This is a genomic window from Rathayibacter sp. Leaf248 (assembly GCF_920939495.1).
Lineage (GTDB): Bacteria > Actinomycetota > Actinomycetes > Actinomycetales > Microbacteriaceae > Rathayibacter > Rathayibacter caricis.
The window spans coordinates 475,676-497,724 of record NZ_CAKLAV010000001.1; the positions used below are offsets into that span (position 1 = coordinate 475,676).

Consider the following 22,049-nt stretch of genomic DNA (forward strand, 5'->3'; position numbering starts at 1 on the left):
GGGCTGCACGAGGACGGCCCGCCCGGATCTGTCAGCCCGGGCCGGGGTCGCGGTACCACCTCGCTTGGGACCTCCCTCGGCGCTGCCTCGGAGACGTCCCCACTCGACCGGCTGTCACGGGCCGCACCCGTCCGGTTCTACTGGGCGGGGGCCGGAGCCGACGCCGTTCTTCCGGAGACTCGCCGGTGATGGCCGGGTCGAAGTCGTTGAGGGCTATCGTAGCGCGTCGGGGGCGGGAGGAGCAGGAGCGCACATGGCGGGAGCGACGAGCAGGGGACGGCCGCGCGCCTCGTCGCGCTCGATGCTCGAGGACGCCGCGCTGGACCTGTTCCTGGAGCAGAGCTACGCGGGCACGACCGTCGAGCAGATCGCCCAGCGCGCCGGCGTCTCGCGCAACACGTTCTTCAACTACTTCGAGTCCAAGAGCGACGTCTTCTGGGTCCTCGTCGACGACCGGCTGGCCGAGCTGCCCGCCGCACTCGGGGCGACGGCGCCGGAGCGGCCGGCGATGGACGCGCTGCGCGACGCGCTGCTGGCGGTCGGCGCCGGCTTCGGTCCCTCCTCCGTGCCCTGGGCGCTCACCCAGAGCGCGCTGATCGGCAGCGTGCACGAGCTGCAGGCGTCGGCCCTGTCGCGGCTCGCGCGCCAGGCGGCGATCGTGGCCGCCTTCGTGGAGCAGCGGGCCGCGCGACCGCTCCCGACCCATCTCTCCCGGGCGATCGCCTACGCCAGCGTCGGAGCGGCCGTCGCCGCGGTGCAGGCGTGGGCAGCGGCGGGGCCCACCCGCGGCGAGCTCGTGCCCTACCTCGACGAGGCGCTCGCCCCGGTCTGCGCCGGATTCGCCCCGGTCGTCGGCCGGGCCGCTCCCGACGGCCGCACCGCGGCTCCGCGATAGGATCGGCGCGGCCGGTGAGCGATCCGCTCCGGAGCCGCCATCCAGGCATCATCACCACCGACACGGTGCCGCCCATATCGAACCGGAGAATCATGACCTTCGCCGCGCAACTCCCCGCGAAGCCCGCCCTCGAGGGGCTCGAGAGCAAGTGGGGCCTCGTCTGGCAGACCGACGGCACGTACCGGTTCGACCGCACCGGTCTCACCCGCGCCGACGTCTACTCGATCGACACGCCCCCGCCCACCGCGTCGGGCTCGCTGCACATCGGGCACGTCTTCTCGTACACGCACACCGACGTCGTCGCGCGGTTCCAGCGCATGCGCGGCCGCAAGGTCTTCTACCCGATGGGCTGGGACGACAACGGCCTGCCGACGGAGCGCCGCGTGCAGAACTACTACGGCGTCCGCTGCGACCCGACGCTGCCCTACGAGGCCGACTTCACTCCTCCGTTCGAGGGCGGCGACAACAAGAGCAGCAAGGCGGCCGACCAGAAGCCGATCTCGCGCCGCAACTTCATCGAGCTGTGCGAGCGCCTCACCCTCGAGGACGAGAAGCAGTTCGAGGACCTCTGGCGCAGCCTCGGCCTCTCCGTCGACTGGTCGCAGACCTACCGCACCATCGGCGCGGAGTCGCAGGCCGCCTCGCAGCGCGCGTTCCTCCGGAATCTCGCCCGCGGCGAGGCCTACCAGGCCCAGGCGCCGACCCTGTGGGACATCACCTTCCGCACCGCGGTCGCCCAGGCCGAGCTCGAGGACAAGGAGCAGCCCGGGGCGTACCACCGGATCGCGTTCCACCGCGAGGGCGCGGAGGACGTCTTCATCGAGACGACCCGCCCGGAGCTGCTGCCCGCCTGCGTCGCACTCGTCGCGCACCCCGACGACGAGCGGTACCAGCCGCTCTTCGGCACGACCGTCCGCACCCCGCTCTTCGACGTCGAGGTGCCCGTGCTCGCGCACCACCTCGCGCAGAAGGACAAGGGCTCGGGCATCGCCATGATCTGCACCTTCGGCGACGTCACCGATGTGGTCTGGTGGCGCGAGCTCGACCTGCCCAACCGCGCGATCATCGGCTTCGACGGCCGCATCGTCTCGGAGGCGCCGCAGGCGATCACGAGCGACGCGGGCCGCGAGGCGTACGCGCAGCTCGCCGGCAAGACGGTGTTCTCGGCCAAGCAGGCCGTCGTCGCGCTCCTCACCGAGTCAGGGGAGATGACTGGCGAGCCGCGTCCCATCACCCACCCCGTGAAGTTCTTCGAGAAGGGCGACAAGCCGCTCGAGATCGTCTCGACCCGCCAGTGGTACCTGGTGAACGGCGCTCGCGACGCCGCGCTCAAGGAGCGCCTGCTGGAGCTCGGCCGCGACGTCCGCTTCGTGCCCGAGTTCATGCGCGTGCGCTACGAGAACTGGGTCAACGGCCTCTCGGGCGACTGGCTCGTCTCGCGCCAGCGCTTCTTCGGCGTGCCGATCCCCGTCTGGTACCCGCTGGACGGCGACGGCAACCCCGTCTTCGACCGCCCGCTCGTTCCCGAGGAGTCGGCGCTGCCCGTCGATCCGTCCTCGGACCCCGCCCCCGGCTACTCCGAGGACCAGCGCGGCGTGCCCGGCGGCTTCCAGGGCGAGCTCGACGTCATGGACACCTGGGCCACCTCCTCGCTCACCCCGCAGCTCGCGGGCGGCTGGGAGCGCGACGACGAGCTCTGGCAGCTCGTGGCTCCGTACGACCTCCGCCCCCAGGGCCAGGACATCATCCGCACCTGGCTCTTCTCGACCCTGCTGCGCTCGCAGCTCGAGGACTCGCGCGCGCCCTGGGGCAACGCGACGATCTCGGGCTTCATCGTCGATCCGGACCGCAAGAAGATGTCGAAGTCGAAGGGCAACGTCGTCACCCCGGCGGGCATGCTCGAGCAGCACGGCTCGGACGCGGTGCGCTATTGGGCGGCCTCGTCGCGGCTCGGGACCGACGCGGCGTTCGATCCGCAGAACCCGACCCAGATCAAGATCGGCCGGCGTCTCGCGATCAAGGTCCTGAACGCGGCGAAGTTCATCCACGGCTTCGCGCAGGCCGAGGGCGCCGAGGTGACCGATCCGCTCGATCTGAGCATGCTCGCGACGCTCGACGCCGTGGTGGCCGAGGCGACGACCGCCCTCGAGAACTACGACCACGCGCGGGCGCTCGAGAGCACCGAGGCGTTCTTCTGGACCTTCTGCGACGACTACCTCGAGCTCGTCAAGGAGCGAGCGTACGGCGAGGACGGCGCCTCGGCGGCCGCCGCACTCCACCTCGCGCTCGATGCGCTGCTGCGCCTCTTCGCTCCGTTCATCCCCTTCGCCACCGAGGAGACGTGGTCGTGGTCGCACGACGCCTCGATCCACACGCAGCCGTGGCCCGAGCAGACCGGTCTCGGTGGGGACGCCTCGGTCCTCGCCGCCGCCAGCACCGTGCTCACGGCGGTCCGCCGCGCGAAGACGGATGCGAAGGCCTCGCAGAAGACGCCGGCCCGCGCGGCCGTCGTCACGGCTCCCGCCGACCTGATCGCCTCGCTCCGCCTCGCCGCGGGTGACATCGCCGCAGTGGGCCGGATCGCCGCCCTCGACTTCGCCGAGGGTGCGACACTGTCGGTGGAGATCGAGCTCGAGACCGAGGTCTAGGACGCGCCGGGAGGCGGGCCCGACCGGCCCGCCTCCCGAGCACCGACGAGAGGACGCACCATGCAGCTCGGAACACGCTGGAACCTCGGCGGCCGGCCGCCGACCACCCTCCCGGAGATCGTCGTCACCGCGGTCCGCGACGTCGAGCACGAGCTCGCCGAGGCGGGCACCGAGACGGCGGACTGGCGCTGGCAGCTCACCTGGCTCGAGGGCAAGCCAGTCCTCGAGCTCGACGACGGTACGACGGTCACCTACCGTCCCGACGAGGACGCGGCCTACATCACGCAGCCGCAGGGCGGCGTCGAGGGCGAGGACGACGACTGGGGCTGAGCCCGCCGGGTGCGGCCTAGGCTCGCAGGATGATCGACTCCGTCGCCGTCCTCCTCGAGCCCAGCACCCTCCCCCACGGTCTGCCCGACTTCGCGGCGGTCGACCCGGACGCCTACCGGCCCGCCTTCGAGGAGGCGCTGCGCCGGCACCGCACCGAGATCGACGTCATCGTCTCCACGGAGGCGGCGCCGAGCATCGAGAACACGCTCGTGGCGCTCGAGCGCTCCGGTCGCGCCCTGCGCCGGGTGAGCGCGGTCTTCTTCACCGTCTGCGCGTCCGATCGCACGGCGCAGACCGATGCGCTGGAGCAGGAGCTCGCTCCCCTGCTGTCGGCGCACGACGACGCGATCACCCTCGACCCGCGGCTCTACGAGCGGCTCCGCGTCCTCGGCGAGCAGAGGGATCGACTCGACCTCGACGACGAGACGGCCTACCTGCTCGAACGGGTGCTCACGCGGTTCGCCCGCGCAGGAGCGCTCCTCGACGACGACGGGAAGGCCCGTCTCGGCGAGCTGAACGAGCGGCTCTCGACCCTCACCACGCTCTTCCAGAAGAACCTGCTCGCCGAGACCAACGCGCGCGCCGTCGCGTTCGACGACGCCTCGGCACTCGACGGGCTCGACGACTCCGAGGTGTCCGCTGCTCAGCGGGCCGCCGGGGAACGCGGTCTCGAGGGCGTCCTCGTCACGCTGCCGCTCTTCTCCGGCCACCCGTGGCTCGCCCGTCTGCGCGATCGCTGGGTGCGCGAGCGCATCCTGCGGGCCTCCGTCGGCCGGGCGGGCGAGGGCGGCGAGCACGACAACCGCGAGGTTCTGCAGGACACCGTCGCGCTGAGGGCGGAGCGCGCCGCTCTGCTCGGGGCGACCTCGCACGCCGAGTTCGTGATCTCGGGGCAGACGGCCGGCTCCCCGGAGCGGGTGCGGACTCTGCTGGAGGAGCTCGCCGAGCCCGCCGCCCGGAACGCGTCCGAGGAGCTCGCCAGGATGCAGGCGTTCGCCGACGCGGAGCAGGACGCCGCGGGTGCACCGCGGTTCGTCCTCGAGGCCTGGGATCGCGCGTACTACGAGGAGCGGGTGCGCTCCGCGTCCTACGACGTCGACTCGAGCGCGCTGCGGCCCTACTTCGAGCTGGAGCGGGTGCTGCACGAGGGCGTCTTCGCCGCGGCGGCGGGACTCTACGGTCTGCGATTCGAGGAGCGGACGGACCTCGTCGGCCACAGCGAGCACGTCCGCGTCTTCGAGGTGCACGAGGAGGACGGCTCCGCGCTCGGGCTCTTCCTCTTCGACCCCTTCACCCGCGACTCGAAGCGGGGCGGCGCCTGGATGAACTCGCTGTCGACGCGCACGAGCCTCCTCGGCGACTCCGCCGTCGTCGTCAACACCCTGAACATCTCGGCGCCCGGCGAGGGCGAGCCTGCACTGCTCGCTCTGGACGAGGTCGACACGCTCTTCCACGAGTTCGGGCACGCCCTCCACGGCCTCCTCGCCTCGGTGCGGTATCCGCGGTTCGGCGGCACGAGCGTCTACCGCGACTTCGTCGAGTTCCCGAGTCAGGTGAACGAGATGTGGGTGCGCCGACCGGAGCTCCTGTCCTCCTACGCGCGCCACGTCGAGACCGGTGAGCCGCTGAGCGCCGAGCTCGTGCGGCGGCTCGAGGAGTCCGCCCTCTGGGGTGAGGGCTTCGCCACGGCGGAGTACCTCGCCTCGGCGCTCCTGGACCTCGCCTGGCACGAGCGCGCCCATCCGGTCGAGCGCGTCGACGTGCGCGACTTCGAGGACGACGCGCTGCGCCGCGCCGGCCTGCTGCTCGACGCGATCCCGCCGCGGTACGGCAGCACCTACTTCGCGCACGTGTTCTCTGGCGGCTACTCCGCGGGCTACTACTCCTACATCTGGAGCGAGATCCTCGACGCCGACACCGTCGAGTGGTTCGAGGAGAACGGCGGTCTGGATCGCGCGGCGGGCGAGCGCTTCCGCCGGACGATCCTCGGGATCGGCGGCTCGCGCGATCCGCTCGACGCCTACCGCGGGTTCCGCGGTCGCGACGCCCGCACCGAGCCGCTGCTGCGACGACGGGGACTGCTCCCCCGCGGCTGAGCTCTCACGCGGCGGACCGGCGCGGCACGAGCCACGCCAGCACGACGAGCCCGACGACCAGCCCCCAGAAAGCGGATCCGATCCCCGCGACGGTGGTGCCGGACGCGGTGACGAGGAGGGTCGCCGCGGCGGGCAGGCGCAGCCGCGGCTCGTCGACGGCAGCCTGGACCGCCGCGACGAACACTCCGAGCAGCGCCAGCCCGGCGACGGCCTCGATGAGCAGCGGGCTCGCGGAGGAGACCAGCGCCGTCGCGGCGCCGGCCACGAGGCCGAGGACGAGGTAGGACGCGCCCGCCGAGACCGACGCGATCCACCGGCGCTCCGGCAGGGGGGACGCCTCCGGTCCCGCGGTCAGCGCCGCGCTCAGCGCCGCGAGGTTGATCGGCACTCCGCCGAAGACGGCGGCGACGCCCGAGAGCGCTCCCGAGGAGACGATCGCCGGCCGGGAGTGCGGCGCGAAGCCGAAGCTCGACAGCACGGCGATGCCTGGGATGTTCTGCCCCGCCATCGTCACCACGTAGAGCGGGAGTCCGATGCCGACGATCGCGCCGATCTCGAAGACCGGAGCGACGAACTCGGGCGCCGGCAGCAGCGGTGCACCGGCGAGGGCCGCGCCGTCGGTGACCAGCAGCAGCACGATCGCCAGGCCGATCGCGGCCGGCACGGCCCAGCGCGGGAGCAGCCGCACGAGCACGAGCCAGACCAGGATCACCGGCAGAGCCAGCGCCGGGATCTCGACCGCCGCCCGGACGGGCGCGAGCACGAGAGGGAACAGGATCCCCGCGAGCATTCCGTTGGCGAGCGGTCGCGGGATGCGCGACACCAGCCGCCCCAGCGCCGGCCAGAGCCCCGTGATCACCAGGAGGAGCGACGCCACCAGGAACGCGCCCACCGCGCGGTCGAAGCCGCCGGGGAGCGCCGCCGTCGCCGCGAGCAGTGCGGCTCCGGGGGTGCTCCACGCGAAGGTCATCGGAACGCGGTAGCGGATGCTCAGCAGGATGCACAGCAGACCCTGCAGCACGCAGACCGCCAGGAGTCCTGACGCAGCCTGGCGATCGGTCGCGCCGACGGCGACGACGCCGGCGAGGACGATCGCGAAGGAGCTCGAGAAGCCGGTGAGGGCGGCGACGATCCCGGCGAGCAGGGGCTGGACGATGACGGCTCCTCCGTTCGCGGACGCCCGGACCGGCCGGGCGGCGCGTCCACGACCCGCTCCGCCAGGCTAGGGAACCGGAGCGGGCACGACGACGCCCCCGCCGGGCCAATCCTGGTGAACTGGCGCGACGGGGGCGGAGGGGGTCAGGCGCTCTTCTCCTGGCGGCGCGGCGCGTGCGGCACGATCGTCGGCGCGGCGTTGTCGAGCACGGCGGCGCGGGTGACGACGACCCGGGCGACCTCGTCGGACGACGGCACCTCGAACATGATCGGCCCGAGCACCTCCTCGAGGATCGCGCGGAGCCCGCGAGCGCCCGTCTGCCGCAGCACGGCGAGGTCGGCGATCGCCTCGAGGGCGCCGCGGTCGAACTCCAGCTCGACGCCGTCGAGCTCGAACATGCGCTGGTACTGCTTGACGAGCGCGTTGCGCGGCTCGGTCAGGATCTGCATCAGCGCATCCTGGTCGAGCTGCGTCACCGTGGTGACGACCGGGAGGCGGCCGATGAACTCGGGGATGAGCCCGAACTTGTGCAGATCCTCCGGGAGGACCTCGCTGAAGATGTTGATCTCGTCGCCCTTGCTGTGCAGCGGGGCACCGAACCCGATGCCGCGCTTGCCGGCGCGCGACGAGATGATGTCCTCGAGTCCGGCGAACGCTCCCGCGACGATGAACAGCACGTTCGTCGTGTCGATCTGGATGAACTCCTGATGCGGGTGCTTGCGACCGCCCTGCGGCGGCACGGAGGCGACCGTGCCCTCGAGGATCTTCAGCAGGGCCTGCTGGACGCCCTCGCCCGAGACGTCGCGCGTGATCGACGGGTTCTCGGCCTTGCGCGCGATCTTGTCGACCTCGTCGATGTAGATGATGCCGGTCTCGGCGCGCTTGACGTCGTAGTCGGCAGCCTGGATGAGCTTCAGCAGGATGTTCTCGACGTCCTCGCCGACGTAGCCCGCCTCGGTGAGGGCCGTGGCGTCGGCGACTGCGAAGGGCACGTTGAGCCGCTTCGCGAGCGTCTGCGCGAGGTAGGTCTTGCCGCAGCCGGTCGGGCCGATCAGCAGGATGTTGCTCTTGGCGATCTCGATCTCGTCGTGGATCGCATCGGCCGCGGTGATCGTGTTGCGCACGCGCACCCGCTTGTAGTGGTTGTAGACCGCGACGGCGAGGGCTCGCTTGGCCTGCTCCTGGCCGATCACGTACTCCTCGAGGAAGCCGAAGATCTCCTTGGGCTTCGGGAGGTCGAACTCGTGGCTCGTCTCCTCGCTCGACTCCGAGAGCCGCTCCTCGATGATCTCGTTGCACAGCTCGACGCACTCGTCGCAGATGTAGACGCCGGGACCGGCGATGAGCTGCTGGACCTGCTTCTGGCTCTTGCCGCAGAACGAGCACTTCAGCAGGTCGGCGCTTTCGCCAATACGTGCCACGGGGATGCCCCACTTCCTTGTCGTGCGTCGGTCGTGTCGTGCGTCGGTCGTGCGGGGACCGAGGAACTGGTTCCGAGCCTAGCCTCTGCATCGCGAGGGCTCGGCAGGCGGGCCGGGATTCGCGGCCGTTGCGCCCGTCGTGACGGTTTGCTACGGACGCCCGGGCGGGACCCCGGGTGTGCGGAAGGGCCGGTCGCGGATCTCTCCGCGCCGGCCCTTCCGAGGGTCGATCAGGCCGTGAGAGCCGGGAGGCTCTTGCGGCTGGTCAGGATCTGGTCGATCAGCCCGTACTCGAGCGCGTCGTCCGCGCCGAGGATCTTGTCGCGGTCGATGTCCTTCTTGACCTGCTCGATCGAGCGGTTGGAGTGCTTCGACAGCGTCTCCTCGAGCCACTCGCGCATGCGCATGATCTCGGCCGCCTGGATCTCGATGTCCGAGGCCTGGCCACCGCCCTGCTGGACGGCGGGCTGGTGGATGAGGATGCGCGCGTTGGGGAGCGCGAGGCGCTTGCCCGGCGTGCCCGCGGCGGTCAGCACGGCGGCGGCGGACGCCGCCTGCCCGAGGACGACCGTCTGGATGTGCGGTCGGATGTACTGCATCGTGTCGTAGATCGCCGTCATCGCGGTGAAGGATCCACCGGGCGAGTTGATGTACATGACGATGTCGCGGTCGGGGTCCTGGCTCTCGAGCACGAGGAGCTGAGCCATGATGTCGTCCGCCGAGGCGTCGTCGACCTGCACGCCGAGGAAGATGATGCGGTCCTCGAAGAGCTTGGCGTAGGGGTCCTGGCGCTTGTAGCCGTAGGCCGTGCGCTCCTCGAAGGTGGGGAGGATGTAGCGCGAGGACGGCGCGGCTCCGGAGCCGAAGGCCGTTCCGCCGAAGGTGGGTGCGTTCATTGTCTGTTCCTGATCTCTCGGCGCGTCTGGAAGGCTCACTCGGTGGCGGTTCCGCCGCCGCCGGCGACGTCGGTCGCGGAGGAGCGGATGTGGTCGACGAATCCGTAGGCCAGGGCCTCCTCGGCGCTGAACCAGCGGTCGCGGTCGCCGTCCTCGTTGACCTGCTCGACGGTCTTGCCGGTCGCCTTCGCGGTGATCTCGGCGAGGCGCTTCTTCATGTCGAGGATGAGCTGCGCCTGGGTCTGGATGTCGGACGCGGTGCCGCCGAAGCCGCCGTGCGGCTGGTGCAGCAGGACGCGGGCGTTCGGCGTGATGTACCGCTTGCCCTGCGTGCCGGCGGTGAGGAGGAGCTGGCCCATCGAGGCCGCCATCCCGATGCCCACGGTCACGATGTCGTTCGGGACGAACTGCATCGTGTCGTAGATCGCCATGCCGGCGGTGATGGAGCCGCCGGGCGAGTTGATGTACAGGAAGATGTCCTTCTCTGCGTCCTCGGCCGCGAGGAGGAGGAGCTTCGCGGCGATCTCGTTCGCGTTCTCGTCGCGCACCTCGGAACCGAGCCAGATGATCCGGTCCTTGAGCAGGCGGTCGAAAACACTGTTGGGCATAACCATGTCGGCCATGTATTGCTCCGTTTCAGTTGTCGCTTCGGAGGCGAATCTATCGGACGCTCCCCCGCCGATCCGGCCGTGTTCGCCCGGGGCGGAGCGGGAGCGGCCGGTGTTCGCCGGGGGCGGACCGGCGGCGCGCCTGCGCCGGAACGACAGGAGCCGCCCCCGACGGATCGGGGGCGGCTCCTGTGGTCGTCTGCGCGAGTGCTACTCGGCGGCCGGGGTCTCCTCGGCGGGAGCGGCGACCTTCTTCTTGGCGGGGGCGCGCTTCTTCTTCGGAGCCGGGGCGGGCTCCTCCGCTGCGGCCTCGGCCGGAGCCTCGGTCGTCTCGGCAGGAGCGTCGCCGGCCTCTGCGGGCGCCTCGACCGGGGCGTCGGCGGCGGCGTCCTCGACCGCGGGAGCGGTCTCGTCGGTCGACGACTCGTCGTCCTCGCCGGGAACGGCGGTGAACGCGGTCAGGTCGACGGCCTTGCCGTCGGTGTCGACGACCTTCGCCTTGCCGAGGACGATCGCGAGCGCCTTGTTGCGGGCGACCTCGCCGACCATCTGACCGATCTGGTTGTTCTCGGACAGGATCTTGATGAACTCGTTCGGCTCCATGCCGTACTGCGCAGCGCCCTGGATCAGGTACTGCGTGAGCTCGTCCTGGCTGACCTGGACCTTCTCCTGCTCGACGACGTGGTCGAGGAGGATCTGGGTCTTGAAGGTCTTCTCGCTCGCCTCGGTGACCTCGGCGCGGTGCTCGTCGTCCTCGAGGCGGTTCTCGCCCTCGAGGTGGCGGCGCACCTCGTCCTCGACGAGCGACGCGGGGACCGGCACCTCGACGAGGGCGAGGAGGGCGTCGACGAGCTTCTCGCGCGCCTGGCCGCCCTGGCCGAAGGTCTTCTGCTGAGCGGCCTGCTCCTTGAGCGACTCGCGGAGCTCGGCGATCGTGTCGAACTCGCTGGCGATCTGCGCGAAGTCGTCGTCGGCGTCGGGGAGCTCGCGCTCCTTGACGGCGGTCAGGGTGACGGCGATCTCGGCCTGCTCGCCGGCGTGGTCGCCGCCGAGCAGCGGAGCGGTGAAGGTGGTGCTCTCACCGGCGGTGAGGGAGTCGAGCGCCTCGTCGATGCCCTCGATGAGCTCGCCCGAGCCGAGCTCGTAGGAGATCGCGTTGGCGGTGTCGACCTCGACGCCGTCGATGGTCGCGATCAGGTCGATCTGGGCGAAGTCGCCCGTCTTCGCAGGACGGTCGACCGTGACGAGCGTGCCGAAGCGGCTGCGCAGGCGGTCGAGCTCCGCGTCGACGTCGGCGTCGGTGACCTCGGCCGCGTCGACCGTCAGCTCGATGCCGTCGTAGTCGGGCACGTCGACCTCGGGACGGACGTCGACCTCGATCGCGAGCTCGAGATCGCCGGTGAAGTCCTTGTCGCTCGGCCAGGCGACGATGTCGGCCTGCGGGCGGCCCAGGGGGCGCACCTCGGACTCGCGCACGGCCTCGCGGTAGAAGCCGTCGAGGCCCTCGTTGACGGCGTGCTCGAGCACGGCCGCCTTGCCGACGCGCTGGTCGACGATCGCCGGCGGGACCTTGCCCTTGCGGAAGCCGGGGACGTTGATCTGCTCGGCGATGTGGCCGTACGCGTGCGTGATGCTGGGGCCGAGCTCGTCGGGGGTGACCGAAATCGCGAGCTTGACGCGGGTCGGGCTCAGCTTTTCTACCGTGGTCTTCACGTGAGGGGATCTCCTGTGCTGGTTGGTGTCGGCGCCGTGCAAACGGTCGTCACGGGTCGAGGTCGTCACGATGAGAATCGTGGTCGGGGCGACAGGATTCGAACCTGCGACCTCCCGCTCCCAAAGCGGGCGCTCTAGCCAAGCTGAGCTACGCCCCGGATGCGCGGGCCGGGGCACCGTGCTGTGAGACTCTCGTCGAGCCCTCTCCGCACGTCCGCTCTCGCGACACGCCGAAATGGCCTTCGCAAGTGTACTCCACCACGACTCGCCCGGCAGGAACGAGGTACCGACCGCGCGCCGCGAGCAGTGCCGCGAGGACGTGTCCGCCTCGGCCGCGGGATGTACTACAGTGTCATGGTGCCCGATCGAGAGACGGGCGCACACTCGCTCCGCAGCCTCGCGCCGCGGATCCGGGGCTGTAGCTTAGTGGTAAAGCCTCTGTCTTCCAAACAGATGATGCGAGTTCGATTCTCGTCAGCCCCTCTTCTGAACGGCCCGGTCTTCGGAACCGCATCGGCCGCGTCAGGCCGTCGCGTCCGACGCTCCGCGGTGCAGCTCGGTCAGCGCTCGGTACGACTCGGCGTTCCTGCGGATGCCGGCGCGCTCCTCCTCCGTCAGCTCGCGACGCACCTTCGCCGGCACTCCGGCCACGAGTGACCCGGGCGGGACGACGGTGCCCTCCAGCACGACGGCACCCGCCGCCACGAGGGAGCCGGTCCCGATGACGGCGCCGTTCAGCACCGTCGCGTTCATCCCGACCAGCACGTCGTCCTCGAGCGTGCAGCCGTGCAGCACGGCGTTGTGCCCCACCGAGACCCCGGCGCCGATCGTCGCACCGAACCCGGCGTCGACGTGCACGATCACGCCGTCCTGCAGGTTGCTGCCCTCGCCGAGTCGGATCGACGCGCTCTCGGCCCGCAGCACCGCCCCGTACCAGACGCTCGCGCGCTCCCCCACGGCGACGTCGCCGACGAGGACGGCGCCGGGCGCCGCCCAGGCGGTGCGGGCGAGGCGGGGCGATCGCCCCTCGCCGAGCCCGAGGAGGCGCGGCCCCTGCTGATCGTTCGACATCGTCGTCTTCCTCTCGTCGTTCCGGGACGCTCGTCCCGCATCCTCGCACCGTCGCCCGGCGAGCGGGACCTCAGCGGGCAGAGCGCAGCCAGGCGAGCACGGCGAGGACGCGCCGGTGGTCCGATCCCGAGTCCTCGAGACCGAGCTTCTGGAAGATCGCGGTCACGTTCTTCTCGACCGCACCGACCCCGATGAAGAGCGACGCCGCGATGCCCGCGTTCGTGCGCCCCTCCGCCATCGCCTCGAGCACCTCCCGCTCCCGCGGGGTCAGCGAGGCGAGCGGATCGCGCTGGCGCTGCAGGAGCGACGCCACGACCTGCGGGTCGAGCACGGTCCCTCCGGCCGCCACCCTCTCGACCGCGTCACGCAACTCGTCGACGGAGGCGACCCGGTCCTTCAGGAGGTAGCCCATCCCGCCCTCGCCGGATCCGAGCAGCTCGTGCGCGTAGGTCACCTCGACGTACTGGCTCAGCAGGAGGACCGCGACGGACGGGTGCGCGGCGCGGATCCGGAGGGCCGCACGCACCCCCTCGTCGCGGAAGGTCGGCGGCATGCGGACGTCGAGCACGGCGACGTCGACCGCCGCGGGCTCGCGCTCGAGGAGGGCCACGAGTCCCTCGGCGTCGCCGAACGCTCCGGCCACGGCGAACCCCGCGTCCTCGAACAGTCGGACGAGGCCCTCCCGGAGGAGTACCGAGTCCTCGGCGAGGGCGACGCGGATCACGGGTGCGGAGCTCACTCCGTCAGCCTAGAGCGGGGGGCATCGGCGGGGAGCGGGCGGAACGGCACGTGGACGCCGACGATCGTCGGTCCTCCCGCGGGTGAGTCCAGGCGGAGGACTCCGCGGAGACCTCGGAGCCTCCCCTCGACCCCCTCGAGTCCGTGGCCGGGGATCGCGGCCGCCCCGCCGACTCCGTCGTCGATCACCCAGACGTCGAGCCAGCTCTCCCCGGACGCGCCCGGATCGCGCACGTCGAGGTGGACCCGGATGCGCCGGGCCCTCGCGTGCTTCGATGCGTTCGCGAGCAGCTCCGCCACGACGAAGTAGACGCTCCGCTCGACCTCCGGCGGCACCCCCCGGATCGGATGGTCGACGACGACGTCCACCGGAACGGGGCTTAGCGCGGCGATCGAGTGCACGGCCGCCTCGAACCCGCGGTCCTGCAGGATCGGCGGGGCGACGCCGCGCGACAGGGCGCGCAGCTCGTCCAGCGCCGCGCCGACGTGCTCGCGGGCCTGCGCGATCAGGGCCGTCGCTCCCTCCGGATCCGCGCCGATACGGCGTTCCGCCGACGCGAGGTCCATCTGCACCCGGAGGAGCCGCTGCTGCGGTCCGTCGTGGATGTCCCGCTCCAGCCGGCGCAGCTCGCGGTCCTCGGCGGCGACGGCGGCTCCGCGAGAGGCGCTCAACTCCTCGACCTCGCGCTGCAGCGCCTCCGAGCTCCACGGGCCCAGCAGCAGCCTGTCGACCAGGTAGCGGGCGAGGGTGAGGCCGCGCGTCGCGAACGGCAGGGTCGAGACGAACAGCACCACGACGGCGACTGCGGCCAGGACGACGAGGATCTCCGGCGGCTCGGGCACGCCGAGCAGTGAGCTCACGCGGTCGGCCACCCAGCGCGCGGCGGTCGCTGAGCCGCCTCCCGTGCCGTCGAGCGCCGTCACGAGGGTCCCCGCCCCCGCCCAGAGCCACAGCACCAGCACGGCCCCGAGCACCGTCGAGAGCAGCGGAGCCACGATCAGCGTGTGCAGCAGAGCCAGCCAGTAGTGGCCGTCGATCACGGGACCGTAGAGCGCGAAGGTGGCGGGGGCCACACCGGCGGGCGCCCGGCGCGCTCGGGGCTCGGGGATGTCCGGGCGACCGGCGAGCAGGTCGAGCCACCGGGTGCCGCGCGCGAAGAAGCGCGCGACGATCAGGGCGACCGGGACCAGGACGACCCCGATCAGCACCCCGATGAGCCCGAGCGCGGCGACGAGCGCGAGGCCGACCGTCGTCGCTCCGACGACCGCGAACGGCACCGCGACGACCAGCGCGAGCGCCTCACGCGGCACCCCGCGCCAGAGGCGGAGGTAGGCGCGGGTCGCCTCGGCCAGCGGTGACGACGCAGCGCTCATCACGGCCCTCCTTCACGCCCGCCGCGGGAGGGGGACGCCGGTCCGAGCGTATCGGCGGCGCCCTCTCGGCACCCGGGGGCGGACCCCCGTCTCCGTCGCTCCTGCGGCCCTCGCGGAGGAGGACAGCCTCACCTCAGCGGCGCTTAGCGGAGCCTCCGCTTCCTTGCGGCTACGGGGCTGCGGCGTACAGTTGACGATCAGTCACCCCCTCTCGAAAGGACCCGATCGATGTCCACTGCATCCGTCACGTCGCTCACCTCGTCGAACCCGGATGTCGCATCCGGAGTCGCTCAGTTCCTCAGCCCCGTCGTCGTCGAGATGACCGCGCTGGCCGTCAACGGCAAGCAGGCGCACTGGCACGTGCGCGGCGCCAACTTCATCGGCGTGCACGAGCTCCTCGACACGATCGTCGCGCACTCGATCGAGTGGGCCGACCTCGCCGCCGAGCGCGTCGTCGCCCTCGGCCTCCCCGTCGACGCCCGCATCCAGACCGTCGCCTCGGCGACGCGGACCCAGCCCCTCACCCCCGGGTTCCAGCGCTCCGAGAACGCCATCGTCGAGATCATCACCCAGATGGACGTCGCGATCGCCACGGTGAACACCGCGATCGCCGAGCTCGCCGAGATCGACGCCAGCAGCCAGGACGTCGCCATCGAGATCGGCCGCGGCCTCGAGAAGGACCGCTGGTTCCTCTTCGCGCACGTCAGCGAGAGCTGAGCACCCGCCCCCGGACGCACCCGGAAGGCCCGCCCGATCCTCGGATCCGGTGGGCCTTCCGTCTGCCCGGTCGGCCGGGACCGGCGTCAGGCCTCGTGGGTGACGCGGCCCGCGAGGAGCGTCAGCGCCACGGGCATGGTCCGCAGCCGGTCCGGACCCGCGGTGAGCGGGTCGCGCTCGACGACGACGAGGTCGGCGGGGTCGCCCGCCATCGGCCGCAGCCGTCGCGACCTCGTCGAGGCGGTGATCGCCTCCCGAGCATCGAGGCGCTGCTCGGGGTGCCAGGGCTCATCGCCGAGGCGAGCCCGGGCCACGGCCGCCGCCATCGCGACCCACGGGTCCAGCGGCGCGACGGGGGCGTCCGATCCCAGCACGACCGTCGCTCCGGAGTCGATCAGCGAGCGGAGCGCGAAGGCGCGGCCGGTCCGTCCCGCCCAGTAGCGGTCGGCGACGTCGCGGTCGTCGAGAGCGTGCTCGGGCTGCACGCCGGCCACGACTCCCAGGCCGGCGAACCGCGGGATGTCGGCGTCCGAGAGCAGCTGCGCGTGCTCGATCCGGCCGCCGCCCACCCGCGCGAGGGCGTCGAGCGCGACCGTGGCGGCCGCGTCGCCGATGGCGTGCACGGTCGACCGGATCCCGGCCGCCGCCGCGCGGGCGAGCAGCTCGTCGAGCTCGACCGGATCGACGGTGAGGACCCCGCGCCCCGCGCCGGCACCCTCGTACGGGTGCTCGCAGAAGGCGGTCCGCGTGTTGAGGGAGCCGTCGATCAGCACCTTGAGCGGGCCCATCCGGAGCAGGCCCTCTCCCCCGGCGAGCTCGTCCCCGCTGCGCAGCCCCTCGCGGATCGCGCGGTCCAGGTCGTCCCGGTACACCCCGGCGTCCACCCGGAGGGACCGCGTGCCGTGAGCGACGCGGCGGGTCCAGTCGCCGACGTTCCAGCGCATCTCGAGATCGACGACTCCGACGACCCCGCGCGCGGCCGCCTGCCGGGCCGCCGTGTCGACGAGCAGGTCGAGCTCGTCGTCGGTCATGGCGCCGAGCGCCGTGACGAGCTCGAAGCACGGGTCCTCGCGCAGGAGATCGTCCGTCCACGGCACGGAGTAGCGCCGGAGCGCCGCGGAGTTGAGCCAGACCGAGTGCAGGTCGCCGCCGACGAGCACCACGGGCCGCTCGGGCGCGACGGCGTCGAGCTGCCCGGTGGTCGGCGGCTCGGGCCACAGGCCGTCGCGGTAGCCGAAGCCGACGAGCGTGGTCGTCGCTCCCGCGGGCGAGACGGCGAGCCGGTCGCGGACCGCCGCCACGACCTCGGCAGCCGAGACGGCCGACGAGACGTCCAGGCGCGGAGCGGTCATCGCCCACTGCGAGAAGTGCACGTGCTCGTCCCACAGTCCGGGCAGCAGCCACCGGCCGTCGAGGTCGCGGACGTGGTCGACCGGTCCGGCCGCGGCGCCGACGGAGTCGATCACCCCGTCCCGCACCACCAGGTCGACCGGAGCATCGGCGCCCAGCAGCCTCGCGCCGCGCAGCAGCAGCGATCCGCTCATCGTCGTCCGGCCTCGATCACGACTGGCACACCGGGCACCAGTAGAGCTTGCGCGCGCCGATCTCCTCGAGGAGGACGTTCGTGCCGCAGACGCGGCAGGGCAGGCCCTCGCGCTTGTAGACGTAGTTGCGCTCGGCGCGGCTGCGGACGGCCTTCGACCGCTCGGAGGCGGTCAGCCCGCGCCGGGTGATCATCATGCCGGTGCGGATGCCGTCCTCGAGCAGGAGCGCCCAGTCGGCCCACAGCTCGTTCGCGAGCTCGAGCGGCACCTGCTTGCCGGGCGTGTGCGGGTCCAGCGCCGCGCGGTAGAGCAGCTCGGCCCGGTAGATGTTGCCGATGCCGCTGACGACCGACTGGTCCATCAGCACCAGTCCGACCGGAGTGGCCGTCTTGCGCAGCCGCGTCACGAAGCGCTCGCGCGCGGCATCGGAGTCGTCGGCGGCCGGATCGGGGCCGAGCCGCGCCAGCAGGGCCTCGACCTGCGACGGGTCCATCACCTCGCACGCCGTCGGTCCGCGCAGGTCGGCGACCGTCTCCTCCGTCTGCAGGCGCACGCGCACGGCGCCGATCGGCGGGGGCGGGAACTCGTCGAGGTCGCTGTCGGTCTCGTGCTCCGTCTCGGAGAGCCGGACCGCGCGCCGCCGCCGCGGGGCACCGATGCTGCTGCCCGCCTTCCCGTCGGGGAAGAGCGGAGAGACGTGCCCGAGGAAGTCCCACGCCCCGTAGAGGCCGAGATGCACGTGCAGGAACAGATCGCCCTCGAAGCGCAGCAGCAGGTGCTTGCCGACCGCGGTCGACTCGAGGACGGTCCGCCCGTCGAGCACCGCGGCGCCCTCCGCGAACCGTCCCTGCGGACTGCTGACGGCCACCGCGTGCCCGACCACGTCGCGCTCGAACTGCAGCGCGATGCGGTGGACGGAGTGCCCCTCCGGCACCTAGCGGCTCTTCGCGGTCGAGTCGACGGCTCGGCCGGCGATGTCGCCGGTGGCCTCGTACTCGGCGAGCTGCGCGATGCGGCGCACGTGCCGCTCCTCGAAGGTGAAGGGCTCGGCGACGAACGCGTCGATGAATCCCGTCGCCTCGTCGACCGTGTGCTGGCGGGCGCCGATCGAGATCACGTTGGCGTCGTTGTGCTGGCGGGCGAGGACCGCGGTGCTGAGGTTCCAGACCAGGGCGGCGCGGACGCCCGCCACCTTGTTCGCCGCGATCTGCTCGCCGTTCCCGGAGCCGCCGAAGACGACTCCGAGCGCCTGCACGCCGGCCTCCTGGTCGCGAACGACCGCCGCTGCCGCGTTGATGCAGAACGACGGGTAGTCGTCGAGCGGGTCGTAGGAGGTCGGACCGTGGTCGACGACCTCGTGGCCCGCCGCACCGAGGTGCTCGATCAGGTGCCGGCTGAAGTCCAGCCCGGCGTGGTCCGTTGCGATGTGGATGCGCACGCGCTCGTCCTTTGAGAGTGCCGAATCGATGCCCGCTCGAGCGGGCCGGGAGTCAGAGTACCGCCCGCGGAGGGCGGTCGCCCTCAGTCGAACTGGGGGTCGCGGGTCCGCGAGCGCTTGAGCTCGAAGAATCCGTCGTACGAGGCGGCGGCGACGATGCCGTCCCACAGGGTCAGCGCCTGCTCGCCGCGCGGAGTGGGCGAGAGGACGGGGCCGAAGAAGGCGACGTCGCCGATCGCGATGACGGGGGTGCCGACGTCCTGGCCGACGCGGTCGATCCCCTCGAAGTGCGAGGCGCGCATCGGGGCGTCGTACTCCTCCGAGTCGGCGTAGGCGGCCAGCTCGGCCGGAACTCCGATCTCGGCGAGCGACTCGGCGATGATCGTGTCGACGTCCGTGCGGCCACCGACGTGGATCCGGGTGCCGAGAGCGTCGTAGAGCGGCTTGACCTTCTCGCGGCCCTCGCGCTCGCCGACGGCCGCGACGAGGCGCGTGTAGCGCAGCGCCCGCGGGAGGAAGCTGCGGTAGGACTCGTCGACGTCCTTGTCCTCGTTGAGGACGGCGAGGCTCATGATGCGCCAGGTGACGTCGAGGTCGCGGGCGGGCGTCACCTCGTCGACGAAGCGGGAGGTCATCCAGGCCCAGGGGCAGGAGGGGTCGAACCAGAAATCCACGGAGGTCATGCCCTCACGTTACGCCGCCGTCCGCACCCTCCGTGCGCCTGAGCGCCGCCCGGGTGCCACCGGGCGCCACGGCCCTAGGCTTGATCGTCGGCGCCCGCACCCCGGCGCCCGGCGGCCGCGCCCGAGACGAACGGATGGAGCACCCGTGCCAGGAGAAAACCTCACCCGGAGCGAAGCGCAGGAGCGCGCCTCGCTGATCCAGGTCATCGACTACGACATCAGCCTCGACCTCACGCAGGGGCCGGAGACGTTCCTCAGCACGACGACCGTGCGCTTCACCGCGGTGGAGGGTGCGTCGACCTTCCTCGACGCGATCACGCGGACCGTCCACTCGGTCGTGCTGAACGGCGTCGAGCTCGACGCGGCCGAGGTCGCCGACGGCGTGCGGATCCGCCTCGACTCCCTCGCCGCCCGGAACGAGCTGACCGTCGTCGCCGACGCGATGTACACCAACACCGGCGAGGGCCTGCACCGCTTCGTCGACCCCGTCGACGGCGAGGTCTACCTGTACTCGCAGTTCGAGGTGCCGGACTCCCGCCGCGTGTTCGCGGTGTTCGAGCAGCCCGACCTCAAGGCGGAGTTCCGCTTCACCGTCACCGCGCCCGCCGCCTGGCAGGTCGTCTCCAACCAGCCGACCCCGGAGCCGGTGCCGGCCGGCGAGGGCGTCGCGACCTGGAGCTTCGAGCCCACGCCGCGCATCTCCTCCTACATCACGGCCCTCATCGCGGGACCGTACGTGGTCGAGCGCGACTCGCTCGTCTCCTCCGACGGCCGCACCGTGCCCCTGGGCGTCTTCGCCCGCGCCTCGCTCGCTCCCCATCTCGACGCCGACTACGTCTTCGAGAAGACCAAGCAGGGCTTCGCGTTCTACGAGGAGAAGTTCGGCGTCCCGTACCCGTTCGACAAGTACGACCAGCTCTTCGTCCCCGAGTTCAACGCCGGCGCGATGGAGAACGCGGGAGCGGTCACCTTCACCGAGACCTACGTGTTCCGTTCCAAGGTCACCGACGCGATCAAGGAGCGCCGGGTCGTCACGATCCTGCACGAGCTCGCGCACATGTGGTTCGGCGACCTGGTGACCATGAAGTGGTGGAACGACCTCTGGCTGAACGAGTCCTTCGCCGAGTACGCGTCCACCCTGGCCACCGCCGAGGCGACCGAGTGGACCGAGGCCTGGACGACCTTCGCCGCGATGGAGAAGAGCTGGGCGTACCGCCAGGACCAGCTGCCCTCGACGCATCCGATCGTCGCGACGATCAACGACCTCGAGGACGTCCAGGTCAACTTCGACGGCATCACCTACGCCAAGGGCGCCTCGGTGCTCAAGCAGCTGGTGGCCTGGGTCGGCGAGGAGGAGTTCCTCGCGGGCGTCCACGAGTACTTCGTGAAGCACGCGTTCTCGAACACCGAGCTGCGCGACCTGCTCGTCGAGCTGGAGGCGACGAGCGGCCGCGACCTGACCGAGTGGTCCGCGCAGTGGCTCGAGACGGCCGGAGTGAACACCCTGCGTCCCGAGATCGCGGTCGACGAGTCCGGCTCGATCGCCTCCTTCGCGATCCTGCAGAGCGCCGTCGAGGAGTACCCGACGATCCGTCCGCACCGCCTCGCGATCGGCCTCTACGACTTCGAGGGCGACCGCCTCGTGCGGATCGACCGGCTCGAGCTCGACGTCGACGGCGAGCGGACCGAGGTGCCCGAGCTGATCGGCCGCACCCGCCCGGCCCTCGTGCTGCTCAACGACGACGACCTGGCGTACGCCAAGATCCGGCTCGACGACGCCTCGCTCGACGTCGCGATCGAGCACCTCGCGAGCATCGAGAGCCCCCTGGCGCGTTCGCTCGTCTGGGGCTCGGCCTGGGATGCGACGCGGGACGCCGAGTCGGCTCCCCGCGACTTCGTCCGCCTCGTGCTGGGCAACATCGCCACCGAGACCGAGTCGACCACGCTCCGCACGGTGCTGGGCCAGCTGGTCACGACCGCGACCCAGTACGTCGCTCCGGAGCACCGCTCCGAGACCGTCGCTCAGGTCGGCGACCGGCTCCGCACCCTGGCCGAGGAGGCGGAGGCCGGCAGCGACGCGCAGTTCCAGTTCGTGAAGTTCTTCGCCGCCGTCGCGTCGACGCCCGAGCACCTCGACGCGCTCGAGGCGCTGCGCAGCGGCTCGACCTCGCTCGAGGGCCTCGAGATCGACACCGACCTCTCCTGGGAGCTGCTGATCGCGCTCGTCGCGGGCGGGCGGGCCGGCACGGAGGAGATCGACTCCGCTCTCGCCGCCGACACCACGGCCACCGGTCAGCAGTCGGCGGCGCAGGCCCGCGCCGCGATCCCGACCGCCGAGGCGAAGCGCGCGGCCTGGGAGTCGGTCACGGCCGACGACTCCGCGCCGAACACGATCGTGCGCTCGACGGGCCTCGGCTTCCAGCGCACGAGCGACCCGCAGCTGCTCGACGCGATGGTGCCGGTCTACTTCGACGCTCTGCGCGAGCTGTGGGACTCGAAGAGCTACAAGATCGCCGAGTACCTCGTCGTCGGCTTCTACCCGGCTGCCACCCCGACACCCGAGATCGTCGCGGCGACGCGGGAGTGGCTCGAGGCGAACCCCGAGGTGCCGGCACTGCGCCGTCTCGTCGTCGAGAACCTGGCGGGTGTGGAGCGCGCCCTGCGCGCCCAGGAGCGCGACGGGCGCTGATCGACCCGCTGATCGGTCCCGGAGGGGCGTCG

The 22,049-nt window shown here is 71.7% G+C and carries 18 protein-coding genes and 2 tRNA genes; 7 read left to right on the forward strand and 13 right to left on the reverse strand.

Features of this window, described 5'->3' with window-relative positions; genetic code table 11:
- Positions 1 to 253 precede the first annotated feature (253 nt).
- The 4 genes from LRG51_RS02330 (at position 254) to LRG51_RS02345 (ending at position 5,969) form a co-directional block, all read left to right on the forward strand.
- Positions 254 to 895: a TetR/AcrR family transcriptional regulator gene (locus LRG51_RS02330; protein ID WP_055792378.1), complete on the forward strand. Its 642-nt coding sequence runs from the start codon at positions 254 to 256 to the stop codon at positions 893 to 895.
- Between the two features lie 92 nt (positions 896 to 987).
- Positions 988 to 3,543: a valine--tRNA ligase gene (valS, locus tag LRG51_RS02335; RefSeq protein ID WP_055792379.1), complete on the forward strand. Its 2,556-nt coding sequence runs from the start codon at positions 988 to 990 to the stop codon at positions 3,541 to 3,543.
- Positions 3,544 to 3,603: 60 nt separating this feature from the next.
- Positions 3,604 to 3,873: a hypothetical protein gene (locus LRG51_RS02340; protein WP_055792382.1), complete on the forward strand. Its 270-nt coding sequence runs from the start codon at positions 3,604 to 3,606 to the stop codon at positions 3,871 to 3,873.
- A gap of 29 nt (positions 3,874 to 3,902) precedes the next feature.
- Positions 3,903 to 5,969, forward strand: coding sequence for a M3 family metallopeptidase (locus LRG51_RS02345; RefSeq protein WP_230670881.1), 2,067 nt, complete (start codon positions 3,903 to 3,905; stop codon positions 5,967 to 5,969).
- Positions 5,970 to 5,973: 4 nt separating this feature from the next.
- On the opposite strand, the gene LRG51_RS02350 is transcribed toward LRG51_RS02345, so the two are convergent.
- From LRG51_RS02350 to LRG51_RS02375, 6 genes are all read right to left on the reverse strand, one after another.
- Positions 5,974 to 7,125 carry a benzoate/H(+) symporter BenE family transporter gene (locus LRG51_RS02350; RefSeq protein WP_055792387.1) on the reverse strand — a complete coding sequence of 384 codons (1,152 nt, stop codon included), beginning with the start codon at positions 7,123 to 7,125 and terminating at the stop codon, positions 5,974 to 5,976.
- Between the two features lie 143 nt (positions 7,126 to 7,268).
- Positions 7,269 to 8,546: an ATP-dependent Clp protease ATP-binding subunit ClpX gene (clpX, locus tag LRG51_RS02355; protein WP_055792389.1), complete on the reverse strand. Its 1,278-nt coding sequence runs from the start codon at positions 8,544 to 8,546 to the stop codon at positions 7,269 to 7,271.
- A gap of 230 nt (positions 8,547 to 8,776) precedes the next feature.
- Positions 8,777 to 9,442, reverse strand: a complete 666-nt coding sequence (locus tag LRG51_RS02360; protein ID WP_055792392.1) for an ATP-dependent Clp protease proteolytic subunit — start codon at positions 9,440 to 9,442, stop codon at positions 8,777 to 8,779.
- Between the two features lie 35 nt (positions 9,443 to 9,477).
- On the reverse strand, positions 9,478 to 10,065 hold the full coding sequence (locus tag LRG51_RS02365; protein WP_055792396.1) for an ATP-dependent Clp protease proteolytic subunit: 588 nt from the start codon (positions 10,063 to 10,065) through the stop codon (positions 9,478 to 9,480).
- 195 nt (positions 10,066 to 10,260) lie between these two features.
- Positions 10,261 to 11,763 carry a trigger factor gene (gene tig / locus LRG51_RS02370; RefSeq protein ID WP_230670884.1) on the reverse strand — a complete coding sequence of 501 codons (1,503 nt, stop codon included), beginning with the start codon at positions 11,761 to 11,763 and terminating at the stop codon, positions 10,261 to 10,263.
- Between the two features lie 80 nt (positions 11,764 to 11,843).
- A tRNA-Pro gene (locus tag LRG51_RS02375) sits at positions 11,844 to 11,921 on the reverse strand.
- A gap of 254 nt (positions 11,922 to 12,175) precedes the next feature.
- Here LRG51_RS02375 and LRG51_RS02380 point away from each other — a divergent pair.
- Positions 12,176 to 12,246: transfer RNA gene (locus tag LRG51_RS02380), tRNA-Gly, on the forward strand.
- Positions 12,247 to 12,285: 39 nt separating this feature from the next.
- Here the strand turns inward: LRG51_RS02380 and LRG51_RS02385 are convergent.
- The 3 genes from LRG51_RS02385 to LRG51_RS02395 all read right to left on the reverse strand — a co-directional run bounded on the left by LRG51_RS02385 (position 12,286) and on the right by LRG51_RS02395 (position 14,946).
- Positions 12,286 to 12,834, reverse strand: a complete 549-nt coding sequence (locus LRG51_RS02385) for a gamma carbonic anhydrase family protein (RefSeq protein WP_055792402.1) — start codon at positions 12,832 to 12,834, stop codon at positions 12,286 to 12,288.
- Between the two features lie 70 nt (positions 12,835 to 12,904).
- Positions 12,905 to 13,573 carry a response regulator transcription factor gene (locus LRG51_RS02390; protein WP_055792406.1) on the reverse strand — a complete coding sequence of 223 codons (669 nt, stop codon included), beginning with the start codon at positions 13,571 to 13,573 and terminating at the stop codon, positions 12,905 to 12,907.
- The gene (locus LRG51_RS02395) at positions 13,570 to 14,946 is read right to left on the reverse strand and encodes a sensor histidine kinase (RefSeq protein WP_230670887.1); all 1,377 of its coding nucleotides are present in this window, start codon (positions 14,944 to 14,946) and stop codon (positions 13,570 to 13,572) included. Before LRG51_RS02395 ends, LRG51_RS02390 begins: the two co-directional genes overlap by 4 nt.
- Before the next feature lie 228 nt (positions 14,947 to 15,174).
- Between LRG51_RS02395 and LRG51_RS02400 the strand changes: the two genes are divergently transcribed.
- Positions 15,175 to 15,663 (forward strand): Dps family protein, encoded by a 489-nt coding sequence (locus LRG51_RS02400; RefSeq protein ID WP_055792411.1) that lies wholly within the window; start codon positions 15,175 to 15,177, stop codon positions 15,661 to 15,663.
- Between the two features lie 86 nt (positions 15,664 to 15,749).
- On the opposite strand, the gene LRG51_RS02405 is transcribed toward LRG51_RS02400, so the two are convergent.
- The 4 genes from LRG51_RS02405 to LRG51_RS02420 form a co-directional block, all read right to left on the reverse strand.
- The gene (locus LRG51_RS02405; RefSeq protein WP_230670890.1) at positions 15,750 to 17,207 is read right to left on the reverse strand and encodes an amidohydrolase; all 1,458 of its coding nucleotides are present in this window, start codon (positions 17,205 to 17,207) and stop codon (positions 15,750 to 15,752) included.
- A 16-nt stretch (positions 17,208 to 17,223) separates the two neighbouring features.
- On the reverse strand, positions 17,224 to 18,141 hold the full coding sequence (locus LRG51_RS02410; protein ID WP_055792422.1) for an Fpg/Nei family DNA glycosylase: 918 nt from the start codon (positions 18,139 to 18,141) through the stop codon (positions 17,224 to 17,226).
- Positions 18,142 to 18,645, reverse strand: a complete 504-nt coding sequence (locus LRG51_RS02415; RefSeq protein ID WP_055792425.1) for a ribose-5-phosphate isomerase — start codon at positions 18,643 to 18,645, stop codon at positions 18,142 to 18,144. It abuts the gene before it with no gap.
- A gap of 83 nt (positions 18,646 to 18,728) precedes the next feature.
- Positions 18,729 to 19,328, reverse strand: a complete 600-nt coding sequence (locus tag LRG51_RS02420) for a mycothiol-dependent nitroreductase Rv2466c family protein (protein ID WP_230670894.1) — start codon at positions 19,326 to 19,328, stop codon at positions 18,729 to 18,731.
- Between the two features lie 145 nt (positions 19,329 to 19,473).
- Between LRG51_RS02420 and pepN the strand changes: the two genes are divergently transcribed.
- Positions 19,474 to 22,017 carry an aminopeptidase N gene (gene pepN, locus LRG51_RS02425; RefSeq protein ID WP_230670897.1) on the forward strand — a complete coding sequence of 848 codons (2,544 nt, stop codon included), beginning with the start codon at positions 19,474 to 19,476 and terminating at the stop codon, positions 22,015 to 22,017.
- Positions 22,018 to 22,049: the final 32 nt, after the last annotated feature.